The 12,852-nt window shown below is 46.9% G+C and carries 9 protein-coding genes; 1 reads left to right on the top strand and 8 read right to left on the bottom strand.

Going from position 1 to position 12,852, the window contains the following annotated elements; translation table 11 throughout:
- Positions 1 to 154 precede the first annotated feature (154 nt).
- Positions 155 to 940 (bottom strand): methane monooxygenase/ammonia monooxygenase subunit C, encoded by a 786-nt coding sequence (locus NOC_RS13330; protein ID WP_011330983.1) that lies wholly within the window; start codon positions 938 to 940, stop codon positions 155 to 157.
- Positions 941 to 1,378: 438 nt separating this feature from the next.
- Here NOC_RS13330 and serB point away from each other — a divergent pair, with 438 nt between their 5' ends.
- Positions 1,379 to 2,215, top strand: coding sequence for a phosphoserine phosphatase SerB (gene serB / locus NOC_RS13335; protein WP_004269182.1), 837 nt, complete (start codon positions 1,379 to 1,381; stop codon positions 2,213 to 2,215).
- 312 nt (positions 2,216 to 2,527) lie between these two features.
- Here the strand turns inward: serB and NOC_RS13340 are convergent, their stop codons facing one another.
- The 7 genes from NOC_RS13340 to NOC_RS13370 all read right to left on the bottom strand — a co-directional run bounded on the left by NOC_RS13340 (position 2,528) and on the right by NOC_RS13370 (position 12,819).
- Complete coding sequence (locus NOC_RS13340) at positions 2,528 to 3,547, bottom strand: hypothetical protein (protein WP_011330984.1); 1,020 nt, start codon at positions 3,545 to 3,547, stop codon at positions 2,528 to 2,530.
- 7 nt (positions 3,548 to 3,554) lie between these two features.
- A complete protein-coding gene (locus tag NOC_RS13345) occupies positions 3,555 to 5,234 on the bottom strand; it encodes a multicopper oxidase domain-containing protein (protein ID WP_244859976.1) in 1,680 nt (559 codons plus the stop codon).
- Between the two features lie 710 nt (positions 5,235 to 5,944).
- Positions 5,945 to 7,381 carry a SpoVR family protein gene (locus tag NOC_RS13350; RefSeq protein WP_011330986.1) on the bottom strand — a complete coding sequence of 479 codons (1,437 nt, stop codon included), beginning with the start codon at positions 7,379 to 7,381 and terminating at the stop codon, positions 5,945 to 5,947.
- Positions 7,382 to 7,415: 34 nt separating this feature from the next.
- Complete coding sequence (locus tag NOC_RS13355; protein WP_004269119.1) at positions 7,416 to 8,600, bottom strand: YeaH/YhbH family protein; 1,185 nt, start codon at positions 8,598 to 8,600, stop codon at positions 7,416 to 7,418.
- 70 nt (positions 8,601 to 8,670) lie between these two features.
- A complete protein-coding gene (locus NOC_RS13360) occupies positions 8,671 to 10,602 on the bottom strand; it encodes a serine protein kinase (protein ID WP_004269207.1) in 1,932 nt (643 codons plus the stop codon).
- Between the two features lie 955 nt (positions 10,603 to 11,557).
- Positions 11,558 to 11,857 (bottom strand): hypothetical protein, encoded by a 300-nt coding sequence (locus NOC_RS13365; protein ID WP_011330987.1) that lies wholly within the window; start codon positions 11,855 to 11,857, stop codon positions 11,558 to 11,560.
- Between the two features lie 137 nt (positions 11,858 to 11,994).
- On the bottom strand, positions 11,995 to 12,819 hold the full coding sequence (locus NOC_RS13370) for a sulfite exporter TauE/SafE family protein (protein ID WP_004269151.1): 825 nt from the start codon (positions 12,817 to 12,819) through the stop codon (positions 11,995 to 11,997).
- Positions 12,820 to 12,852 lie beyond the last annotated feature (33 nt).

The following is a 12,852-nucleotide window of genomic DNA, read 5'->3' on the forward strand; positions in this document are numbered from 1 at the left end:
CAACCCGATATAGATAAGCGTATCCCTAATAAAATTTCTGTACAGCACTTTATACAAAAAGGCGGCCACGATCTCATTAACTATTCCGGAGATTGCGACCGCCCTTCTATTCAACCCTTCGCTAACTGAAAATCAAATATGATAATCTTAAATATCAGCTACGGGCATAGTCCTCGCTCTGCTGCAGCTCTCTGCCGATCAATTCCTTCATACGGGGCTGAACCTGCAGAAACACCCCGAATACTGCAAGGATAAACCAAGCAAAGAATACAAAACCCCAGTGCAGAGGTGCCACAAACAGCTCCTCCATAAACCAGAAGGTGTGACCCCATTCATTCAGACCCACATTCGGGAAGATCATAAAGGGTCCAAACACCAACATGAGGTAGGGTACAGACCAGCCCTTTGCAAAATAAGGAATACGGGTCTTAGCATACGTGAACGAACCTAAACCTACCATTACGTAGATCGGGTAGCTCATGTAGAACTCAATAATATGGCTTGGGGTGAAGTCTGTATCCCGAACTACGGTCTGATGCCAAGCACCATCCTGCTCGGTAAAGAAGCTCGCGCCCCAGAATAACCCAACGCCATAAACAACCCACCACATATAAAGGGTGCAGTAACGGCGCAGCTCCTCGCGGGGAGTCATGGCTTCCATATTGCGATCCCGGGTCTTAATTAGGTAAGAAACCAGGGCTGCTGTTGCCAGTGCCTCAACAACGAGCTCAATGTACAGCAGATTCATCCAGTATGTTTGGAATTCCGGCGAAAAGGCATCTAAACCATACTTCCATCCATAAACACCTTCATACCAACGCACACAGATGTAGAACGCGAAAAAGGCCGCGACCGCTAACCACATGCCACGCCAGGCAAAGAGATCAGCAGTTTCTTTCTCGGCTACTCCTTGCGCTACAGCTCTACTAGTTGCAGCCATATTGATAGCCTCCTATTTGACTGAAACCATTGTAATAGTGATGACACTTGACCAGCCATGAAACACCGGCCCTTAGGCCCTCACTTCCTATATGCTTCCCTCGTTTTAAGTTTATTACTTTGAGGGAATATCAAATCCTTTCTTATAACCATGCAAGTCCTTTAGCAACTAAGTGTAGCACTCGTGTAAAGCCTGTCAAGCCATAATAAACACGAATTTTTAATACTTTTTTCACCATCTACTTTTGGAAAAATCCAATGGCTCGTACAGTATGGAGAGTTCATCATAGCTGATAACGCCCACGAGCTTGGGGCACCATTAATCTGCTGGAAAGGGACAGCCTGTCTCCTCACTTCTTTGGTGCTTCTATTTCTCATCAATCTTTTTTTGGAATGTTATGATTTGGGATCTCTATAATTTCGGTAAAAATTCTCATCCATGGCTACGCTTATTCTTCAAGGACCCCGATTAACTCTGGATCTCGCTAATAAAATTTCCCAACAAACAAATACCGAGCTTCACTCACACGGAGCCCATTATCGGCTTTATGGCAAGCAACCATTTTCCCCTCAAACCTTGGCGACACTGCGCTCAACCCATAATAGCCTTGATATTAACCTTTTTCCCGAGAACTACCACCCTGAGCAGATACGCCTTTTTGTTACTGACATGGATTCCACTTTTATTAACATCGAATGTATTAATGAAATCGCTGCCTTTGCCGGTAAAGAAGCACAGGTCAGCGCGATTACCACCGCCGCTATGCGGGGTGAAATCAATTTCGAAACTTCGCTCATCCAACGAGTCAAGCTATTGGCAGGTATTTCTATCAATGTCCTCGCCGAAATCTATGAAAAACGTCTTACTATCAATCCGGGCGGGGAATGCTTACTGGCCGCACTCAAACAACGTGATATTAAGATCGCCTTGGTCTCCGGCGGCTTTACCTACTTTACCGAACGTTTGAAGCAAGAATACGATTTGGACTATACGTTGGCCAACCAGCTAGAAGTTAGGAATAATCGGCTTACCGGTACCCTTGCAGGCCAGATTGTAGGAGCCAGTGCTAAGGCTAGGTTTTTGCTTATGTTATGCGAAAAATTAGCCATCAAACCTCGGCAAACAATCGCCATCGGTGATGGAGCTAATGATTTGGAGATGTTGAAGGTCGCGGGACTTAGCATAGCTTACCATGCTAAACCAAAAGTACAGGCAGCAACCCAGGTAACTCTTAACCATACTACCCTAGATGGAATTTTGCCGTTTTTATTATAAAAACAGCCATTCTGGGTCGAATAAATTTCTTATGCCCCACCCTACTACAAGTAAGGATTTAACGATCTCTCAGCCAAAATTTTGAAAATAGAGATGAGGCATCGAAATAAATAAACTCTTCTTGGCTAGCGTTAAGCAGCAGAGTGCTCTGCGGGATCGAATGTTGGGTCTTCGCGCTTACCTGTATTTGCGTGCCCCGTCTGCAAATACAGGTAAGTATTTCTTCGCTACTTGACTATTTTATTATTTAGCTTCTTGCATGGGGCTTTACCCCAATTTACTACCCAGAGTAGTAGCCAACAGGCTACTTGATTACAAGCGCCACCGTTTGCGCTGTTTGGTTTCTGGCCCAAAATTCTGTACTTGCTCCGATGATTCTCTACGCTTTTTGCTAAGTCGCCCCAAACCGATCATCGCCAGAGCCAAACCTATTGCCCCTGCGCCTAAAGAAGAACCTATGACGCTCCAGCTCGCTTCCATTTGATAGGAATCCGGATAGTTTGGGGCTGTTAATCCTGGAATGCTAGGAAAGTCCTGATCCCCACTCCCTACTTTCAATTGGGCTTTCATCCCTTTTTCTGTATGCTGAGCGATATCGCAATGGACAAAATAAGTTTTCTCAACGCTCGGCACAATAAAAGTTCCCGTCCGGCGACCGGGGCCAGCTAATTCGAGGTGAAACATTCCCTGAGGATAAAGATACCCCGGCAACATGTGAACCATCCACTGGTGGCGAATATCGTCTTCATTGATAAAGGTGACCGTGATTCGAGTACAGGGCTTGACCTTCCATTCATGCTGATCATAACCAAATACCGTTCCCGGAAAATCCTTAGCATACTTAGTTCCTGCTCGCACCGTAATTTCCACATCACCTGCAAGTTTGGGGCAGTCGCGAGGCAGGTTATCCGTATTCTCATTCATGACCATACCATGAGCATCCATGTCCATCATGTGGTGTTCGTGTTCAAATTCATGATGAATATGGCCTTCTTCTTCCTGCGGAGGGGCAGTTACCTTAACATCTGCCGTCCTTGGGCCATGTTCATGGTGATGGTGGTGCATTGGCTCCTCTTCAGTTGCCGCTGATTCTTCCTCGGTCGAAACATCTGCTGCTGGAACCTGGGCAGAAGCTTTTTCTTCCGGCGCGGGTTCCAGCCGCCCCTTCTCCTGGGATTCCACGTCCCTAGGATGCTCGTGATGATGATGCTCCGGCGCGGCAGCCTCCGATGGCAATTTATCCTGCTTTGGGCCGTCAGCCGATTCCACAGCGGCGGCACCTAACGAAAGCATAAGCGCCGCACTAAATATGAATAATTGATAACCCATCATGTTCTATTTATACCTCCTTGGAGCGCCGCTTCAAGATCATGATTGAGCGAATCCCAATGACGATACCCCCGAGCAATAATCCCACGCCAAAAGCAAGCAAAGCAGGCTGAATGCGAAGTTGATCTGGTACTTTACTAATCTCGCCAAACAGATTTTCTTGATCAAAACTTGCCCATACCGGCACTTCCTTTTGATAAAATTCCTTACTAAAATAAGGTTTTAAATCAACCCCCCTACCGAGCGGCATACCCTCTTCGCCGAGAAATGACTCATAAACAATGCTGGTCACGTCTCCGCCAGGATTCATCCCATCAGTGGTAACGGCCCGCTCCGTATGATCATGCAACAACCAGATCCCTTCCCCATAGCTGTGGAAACCATCAATACTGGTATTCAGAGCAAGATCAATGCGCTGGGCGGGTCCTAGCTCATAAACATCCCGCGTGATCCATGCCTCTGGGTTATGGGGGGCCCCATCATAAGCGGTAATGGTCATTTTATGGCCATGGCTGTGAATGTAGGCAGGATCTTGGCCCGCGTTCCCCATCCGAATCTTTACCAACTCATTGGGTTTCACCACTACCAGCGATTCCCGCAGGGTATAGGGAAAAGAACGGCCATTAAGCAGAAAATAATTAGTTGGATTCTCAGTGATATTATAATCACGGTTAATCGCCTTGGAGATCAACCGCGCATCATTAGCGATCTTAATCTTATCCGCCAAGGTCTTGTCAACGCTCTGATAAAGAAGATCATACTCCCGATCATAGGTCTCTTTCACCGCTACTGAGGGATGACGTACATGCCCTCCCCCTACATTCAGGGTCTGGACCCAATTACTGGGACGATTTTCTTCCACCACCATCAACCCTACCAACCCCATTCCAATATGGGCATGGGGCTGAACATGGCAATGGTAAAGCATGGTCCCCGCATGCCGGGGAGTCATCTCATAAGTACGGCTCTCTCCCGGCATTAAGGGCAGCTCGCTGGTCTGGGGAACCCCATCGTTCCCTTCACCCGCCGCATTCACGAAGGGGTGATCGACCCCATGAAAATGGATCGTATGGGGAAGATAATGGGTATTCTCGAGAGTAATTTTTATGGTATCTCCCTGCTCAACGCGGATAACGGGAGAAGGCGCTCGCAGATAAGCATTAGCTTGCAAACTCTCGAAGTTAAGGGTGGACATACCGCGGGTCTTGGGGGCAAAAACCCAGAACCCAGGCTGGACACCCGGTGCAATCGAATAGGCAGGAATAGGCTCCGGAGTATCCGGCGAGAATCCGTTTAGCTCGGCCACTTCTAACCGAAGATGGATGACATCCGGATCCCCATCCCCATCGCGGTCCTCACCTTTGGTGACCGCATCCATCGCAAGCTGGGTCTCCATAATGGTGTCATGGGAAACATTGTTCGTGCCTTTGACGAATGCAGCAATATCTGCTGGGTTATCCGGGCTGCAAAAAGGTGATGCTTCCACGAGCATCCCCTCAATCACCTGACGCTCTCGCCAAACTGGATCCACATCGGGGCACATCGGCTCGATCTCCAACTCAGCAAGGTTGAAACTCTCAGTTGCTGGGGGCCGTTGGTAGGGAGCCGACCGCACTATGGAAGGGAACAAGAGAACAAAGCTCCCTAACCCTATCACAACGGCAAAGAAGGCATGACGTATATTCATCATTTGCATACACATACAACCTTATGAAGGATTCAACTTGGTATTTAGCGGCAGCCTGAACCCCATATCCAGACCTGCTTTTTAGCTAAAAATCAACAATATTAGTTCTCTTTACCACTGCTTAGTTCCCTGATGACAAAGTTTTTAAAGAATTTCCTATTTCAAGCTTGCTGTTGGTAAAGATAGAGAATGCGGGAAAAACGGATAACCGCAATAGCTAATTTAAAATATTGGAAGATTTCTGTTTTGAGCAAACGGTTAGAAGACGCAAAGGCACACTTGGACTAACTTAACGCTTTTGTGTCCCTGCGTCTTCTTACCAATAGATTAGATGTGGGATGCTTAATTTCTTAACCTGTTAAGGAGACTCTACCCCTAGAATTTTTTAACCCCACTCTAACAATACGCACTTCAATGGGAACATAGTCAGATTCGTCAGAAAACGGCTATTTCCTATCCCCTCTCATGCATGCTAGCTTTCTAGCCTAATCCTTCATAAGCCAGCGGACAAAGTAGTAAATGCCGGCGATTATTCCTATAGTCACGACAAATCCAATGGGGGTGAACATTTTATCGACTAATTCAAGGATTGCTCCCATTCTATAATCTCCTTACATTTTAATGATTTTATATTGCGCAATTTAGCCAGATAGCGACTAAAGTGGCGTAGTATAGTAACGATCATACTTCCTGACAAGTCCATCCATTTATGGTCAGCGAAACCGGCCTAGCGTTTTTTGCACAAAACCGTCCTCCCCATAACCCATGCAAACTTTCCTGTCATTCATCCGGGTTTCTAACCATACATCCCGACCCCATAGCTGATAAAGGTGGGAGAGGGTTTTCTCGGCATATTCCGCCTGTAGATCCCGTCCGTCATGGTCATGTTTAAGGTAGAGTTGCCGGTTACGCCCGTAATCGGCATCTTCGATCCGGATGACGGGGATACTCCCCATACCTACATTTTTTAGCAAAGTTGTTTTGATCTCACGCCAATGTTCTTCATCAGAGACCTTACTAATGACCAAAGCCTCTCCTTTAGGTTGATACTCAAACATATCCATCTCGCGCATCAACTCTTCGGTTAGAAAGCGGCGCAAAAATGAAGCATCCCGATCAACTTCGCGAACCTGGAAAATTCCTTCGCGGCCTCCCTTCCGTGGCTTACCGACATGCTCCTCTTCTGCAGAGACTTGACAATGGCGGAAGATATCATGCCAAAGTTTAAAACCTAAATAGTATGGATTAATATCGCCCGGATGGGGGCGTACCACCTGGTTGTGATGAACGAGGAATTCAAGATAAAGATCTTGGGGTAAATCTATACTATTCATGAGCTTATGATGCCAATAGCTAGCCCAACCCTCGTTCATAATCTTGGTTTCAATCTGAGGGATAAAATAGCGTGCTTGTTCATGCACAATAGTAAGCAAGTCCCGCTCCCAATCGGCAAGATAAAGGTTATTATCCCGCATAAACAGCAGAATATCCTCTTCAGGAAACAAAGGAAAACGATTCAAATCGGGCTCTACATACTCAGGCTGCTTATGCAATCTTTGATAGGGATCATGCGTAGGATGAGCGGCAGCCACAACCTGCTCTTTCTGCTCGCTGGCACTCAATTTACGTATCGCTTGATTCCTGCTGCACTGCAAAGATAAAGCGTGGGCCGCATCAAGCACCCTTTCTGTTTTATGAAGTCCGATAGAGGGATCTTCAATATAGCCCCGTACTCGATCAGCGCGAAGTTTAAAGTTAGAAAGAGTCAATTCAGGTTGAGTATCGCGAAAGGTAAAATTATTTTTGAAAAAATCATTGTGACCATAGACATGAGCAATAGTCAGAATTTGCAAACACAAAGAATTCTCCTGCACTAAATAGGCTAAAGCAGGATTTGAATTGATCACCATTTCATAGGGCAGCCCGCTCATCCCATGCTCGTAAAGAGTCTGAAGCTTCTCGTAGGCTTTGCCATAAGACCAGTGAGGATAATGGGCCGGCATACCCGAGTAGGCCATATAGCCTAGCATTTGGGTATGGTCGCAAATCTCAAACTCCTGGGGAAAACAAGAAAGGCCAAATTCCTCGGCTTTTTCACGAATCTTGTCATCCCAATATTTTAGATCCTCAATCGTCCAATGACTGGCCATAACTTTTATCCCAGCCTTTCACTTTAACCAAATTTTACTCATCATATTTGCTGCTCTCCGACTCTCGGGACAACAGCTGCCTAAAACTAGGCCAGATATCTTCCTTACGTTGGATTAACACCGACTGGAAATTGTCCATCCGCACACTACGGAACAAATCTAGCATGGTCCCTTCATAGAAGCCCGAGGGACGTGGTTTAATTTCACCATAACCAAATAAGTTACAGACTTGACATAGCACTTCGGCAGCTTTTAAGGTAGCGGCGTTATCACTATCAAAATTGTCGCCATCCGAGCAATGAAAAGCGTAAATATTCCACAGCGAGGGATGATAACGATTCTGAATAATTTCTAAAGCCTTGCTATAGCCTGAAGAAATAAAGGTACCCCCCGCTTCACCTTTATGAAAAAACTCTTCCTCCGTCACTTCTCTGGCTTTAGTATGATGGGCAATAAAAACCACATCCACATTAACGTAACGGGAACGGACAAACTGGTAGAGCAAAAAGAAAAAACTCCGCGCTAGATATTTCTTTAATGTATCCATAGAGCCAGAAGTATCCATAATACAAAATACTACCGCATTCGACTGAGGACGCATATCCTCCCGCAGCCGATGATAGCGCATATCATCCCGATGGAAGGGGAAACGGTGCTTTGTCTCATTATCTTCAGCATCTTTATCGCTTGCTAAACGCCGTCGAATACGAGATTTAGCCGTGCGCCGCTTATCCATATGGACTCGCACGCCAACCCGGCGGAAGCCTTTTCGTTTACTGGTACGCTCCGATAACACTTCACGGAAACGTTTACGTTCCATATCTGGCAACTCCAGGTCTTCAAGCATGATCTCGATCAGTTCTTCCAGAGTGATTTCAGTCTCATAATAATCCATGCCAGGACGATCACCCGCATGACCCGGACCGCCATCTCCTTGGGGCACCTGGCCAACAGTTTGGCCTGGCTCCGAATCCCCTTGGCCTGTGCCTACCCCTGGCGTATTCTGTCCATAAACAAAGCGATATTCCCGGATACCTCGAATGGGAACTTTAATAATACGATCACGGCTTTGGCCAATAATTGATTCCTCAGCAACAATGTCAGCCACATTATCACGGATCGCTTTGCGGACCTTTTGCCGATGCCGCAACCGATCCTTTGCACTGCGATCAGAGCGTAAGGCATCCGATTGAGAATAAGCACGAAATACTGTGGTCATAGCCTTTTCATCTTTTTTCAGACACTTCTATTCCAAACCCGGTACAGGCAAGGTGCCTTCCCTTTTATCCCTAATCCTTCCAAAGATTATTTGCGGCATATTTCAACACCACCTCTGCTGAGTGCTCGTTATAGCCCCGCTCCAGGAGATTCTTAACCAAATCATCGTACTTCTTGGCCTGCTCCTCATCTCGGGTACGAGATTTGGTAATAATACGGCTTAAATCCCGTACCGAACTGGTCAATTTCTTCTCTATCGCTTCCTTTAAAGGCTCATAGGATTGATAGCTTACCTTCTCGCCACGGCGGGTAGCCGCCCAAAGAAAGGCAATCACTTCTTGCCGGAAACCATCAGCAGCGCTACCGACGATAGCGATTTGCTCTTCAACTGACTTCAGAAAATTTTCATCGGGCTGTAATTCCTCCCGCGTATCCCAATCTTTAACCCGAGTCTTGTTCACATAGGCCTCAGCATGATCCAGATAATTTTGAAATAAGGTTTCTGCCTGTTCCTCATAGGAATAGACAAAAGCTTTGGTAATTTCTTTTTCTAGGATTTCAAGATAGACCTTGTGCAAGGTATCTTGGAGCAACTCCAGATAGTGCTTCCGGGTATCGTCCGCCAGCTCCGATTGTTTGACCATCACAATCAAGGCTTCGCGGACATTGATAGGATTGATCCCCTCTTCGCTATCCGCCAAGGCATTGTCTAGGGCCTTCATAATAAAGCGGGTCGAAATGCCAAACATCCCTTCCCGTGAAGCTGCCTCCTGGAGCTCTTTAGCATTGATCTTGAGCGTTGACCCCTTCTCTACCACCTCCTCGCCATTATAAAGCCGCAGTTTGGTTATTAAGTCACATTTAGGGGTAGGCTCTAGGCGGGACAAAATCGCAAACATAGAAGCCACTTCAAGAGTGTGGGGCGCAATATGCGCCCGAAAATCAGAATGATGTAAAAGTTTCCCGTAGATCTTGATTTCTTCTGATAGGCGTAAATTATAGGGCACTTTAACCACGACGATCCGATCGAGAATAGCCTCGTTAGTATGGTCGGCTTTGAATTTCTGCCATTCGGCCTCATTAGAATGAGCAACGATACAGGTATCCACATATACAGTACCGTGGCGGCCGGGAGCAGGGACAAATTTCTCCTGGGTCGCGGTAATCATGGAATGGAGATATTCCGTCTCGTTCTTAAAGACCTCAATAAATTCCACCACGCCCCGGTTGCCCACGTTGAAAGCGCCATTTAGATCCAATACCCGAGGATCGCCTTCGGAATACAGATCCAATTTGGAGATATCCTCTGATCCAATTAACACTGAGGTATCCTGGTTATTGGGGTCCACCGGCGGTACAACGCCAATACCCCGGCGATCCCGCTTGGAAAAATCTACCGTGATAACAGGCACGTCTTCATAACGGCCATCAAACTCTTCTTTGAGACGAAAACGGCATACCGGGCATAAATCACCCTCAATATGCACATCCAGCATCTTTTCAAATTCCTTACGTAAATGGCGCGGTAGGAGATGCAAGGGTTCCTCCCGCATGGGACAGCCTTCAATGGCATAAATAGGCTCCACATTCTCCAAACCCCGATGCAAGCGTTCGATAAGAGAACTCTTACCGGCCCCCACGGGACCCATCAGGTAGAGAACTTGCCGACTCTCCTCTCCATGCAGGGATGCGGAATGAAAATAACGCACCAATTGAGCTAGAGTCCGTTCAATACCAAAGAATTCATCCTTGAAAAAAGAATATACTTTAATCGGCTCATCTCCGTAGAGGCGCTTGACATGAGGGTCATCCGCGGCATTGATATCTTCGGCCCCCTTCCGCATGATCATGTCGTAAACTCGGGAATGGGCTAACCTAGCAAGTAGGGGCTCCTTTTTGACTTTTTCTAAGTAATCAACAAACGTTCCCCGCCATTCTTGGCGCTCTCGCCTCGCCCGGTCCTTTTGAATAATTTCAGTAAATCCATTTTTTGTATCGGCCACACTCCACCTCCTCACCGAAAATGCCAATTAGGACGCTACAACACCCGCTACAGTAAAGACACAACAGACCCCTTTGGAGTTCCAAGCCTCTGCTTGCAAAAAATACTAAAAGAACCTGATAAATTAAGAAATCTCTTTTGCGTTTATAAGACACAGCCATTGCCCTAAATTGTTTTTCAAAATGTTGGCAACCGTACTGAACATGCCCGCATAAACACAAGAGGCCGTACTCTCAGTATAGCCCCTAAAAAAAAATCTAAAGAGGAAAAGGAAAACAACCGTGCGTTGCCTGAAGGACTCTAGTACGCATATTGCACCTAACTAATCAAAAGTAACGGACAGCCCCCTGCACTATCAATCGTTTGCTCCTATGGGCACCAAACCTTATTCCGCAACGAATGCTGCTGTCAGTCATTTTTAGTTTATCCCTTGCGAGATTCAGTTCAAATACATTTAAAGCTAATAAGAACGCAAACTGTCCCTACACAAACAATAATCTACCAGACCCTAATTTCAGAACCAAGGATGCTCTGTCAAGGGAAAAACTCCTTTCATCAGAAGTAATCGCAAGAAATTAACTGCTTCGGGCCGTATATCACTCTATTAAGGTTAGGAGCAAAACTTATATTTCTACTCAGTGAAGATTTCCGTACGGATGCTTATCACAAACAAATACAAAGCGAATCCGGATGGGGCGAAGCGCCCCACTTTTGTAGTGAGCCCAGAACGTTTCGAAACATCCCTGGCTGCTTCTATCCTGAAATTTCCTTGGCGCTCAGCAGAGATAGTAAATCGCACACCTCCTCAAGGAACTGCAACTATAAACTGCTTATATTGCTAGATATAGGGGCGTCTCTATAGGGAAAAATATCCGGAAAGCAGCATTCACGAGAACCCAAAAGGACGAAAAACCCGCCGCCCATTTTACCGCTGTCAATGTATTTGTCCTTCTCAACTACATCGATACTTTCAGCCTGATGATACTGGAAGCCATGGTCCGCAGTGAGAGTACGAAGTGAAACGGCGCATCGAGCGCGAGGGCCAGCATGACTTGCGTTTCGCCAACAATTCGCGGTATATTTTTCTGTTGCCAAGAGCGCGACCTACCCTCGGTAGGAGGGGAAGTGATGCGCGTGGAGGGTGATACCCAACCGAGGGCCTTGCGCGCTAAGTCGTAGCCAACCCAAGGCACCCATTGAAGCGCGAATTCTCCAGGCGGATGAAGTTTTATAGAAACAAAATCGAAATCAGCCATGGCGAAACTCCAATTCTCTGAATGCTGTCTGATGCCAGGTTTATGCAGAAAAATTACCTGGCCCTCTGTTTACTCAAGCATTGCTGAATAATCTTGTCCCTCAACAGGATAAGACCGACATCGAAACTTCCCCAGCTCTATCTCCCACTGAATAAAAAAGAAACGGCTCCCATCAGCTCTAGTAACATCTCCAACCCTAAGCCCCCAAGGAAAATAGCAAACACCCTCTTTAAAGTTATCGAAGCCAACCTATGGGCAAGCCTTGCTCCTAACGGAGCAAAGAGCATACTGGTCGCCACAATACTTACAGCGGCGGGCCAATACACATAGCCACTGCTCCAGGCAGGTAACCCAAGCTTATCCCAACCCATCCAAACAAACCCACAGGTGCCACTGACCGCGAGTGGAAAACCACAGGCGCTTGCTGTCCCCACCGCATTTCGCATGGGAATACTATGCCAAACAAGATAAGGCACGGTAAGACTCCCTCCCCCGATTCCAAAGAGCGCGGAAACCGTCCCAATCAGAGCGCCGATTAATGCCAATATCCAACGCCGCGGGAGAGGATGGAGCGCCGCCGGGTGAATGCCGACCCCCATCCGCCATGCAATCAGCAAGGCAAAACTGCCAAATAATCCTTTGAGGATCTGCCCGGAAAGAGCCTCGGCAATGATCGCTCCTAGCAATGCGCCAAGTACAATCCCCGGCGCCATTGCAACCATAGTTGGCCACAACACCCCCCTTCGTCGATGATGCGCCCAAATAGCGGCTATAGAAGTCATCACAATAGTAGCCTGGGAGGTGCCGAGCGCCATGTGCATACTCAGCCCCTTGCCGATCCCCTGAGCGGAGAATAAATGCACTAGGACCGCGACAATCACAAGGCCTCCCCCGATTCCAAGCAAACCAGCCAAAGTGCCAACGAGGGCTCCCAAAGCTAGATAAGCCATCACCTCAGCCATTTGTCGATCTGATGATAACTAGGTTAATATTCA

It is taken from the genome of Nitrosococcus oceani ATCC 19707, from assembly GCF_000012805.1.
In the GTDB taxonomy this organism is placed as follows: Bacteria; Pseudomonadota; Gammaproteobacteria; order Nitrosococcales; family Nitrosococcaceae; genus Nitrosococcus; species Nitrosococcus oceani.

Bases quoted from the DNA above. Each gene is read 5' to 3' on its own strand.
- NOC_RS13370 (WP_004269151.1), bottom strand. From the start codon at position 12,819: ATGGCTGAGGTGATGGCTTATCTAGCTTTGGGAGCCCTCGTTGGCACT.
- NOC_RS13340 (WP_011330984.1), bottom strand. From the start codon at position 3,547: ATGATGGGTTATCAATTATTCATATTTAGTGCGGCGCTTATGCTTTCG.
- NOC_RS13330 (WP_011330983.1), bottom strand. From the start codon at position 940: ATGGCTGCAACTAGTAGAGCTGTAGCGCAAGGAGTAGCCGAGAAAGAA.
- NOC_RS13350 (WP_011330986.1), bottom strand. From the start codon at position 7,381: ATGGCCAGTCATTGGACGATTGAGGATCTAAAATATTGGGATGACAAG.
- serB (WP_004269182.1), top strand. From the start codon at position 1,379: ATGGCTACGCTTATTCTTCAAGGACCCCGATTAACTCTGGATCTCGCT.
- NOC_RS13355 (WP_004269119.1), bottom strand. From the start codon at position 8,600: ATGACCACAGTATTTCGTGCTTATTCTCAATCGGATGCCTTACGCTCT.
- NOC_RS13365 (WP_011330987.1), bottom strand. From the start codon at position 11,857: ATGGCTGATTTCGATTTTGTTTCTATAAAACTTCATCCGCCTGGAGAA.
- NOC_RS13345 (WP_244859976.1), bottom strand. From the start codon at position 5,234: ATGATGAATATACGTCATGCCTTCTTTGCCGTTGTGATAGGGTTAGGG.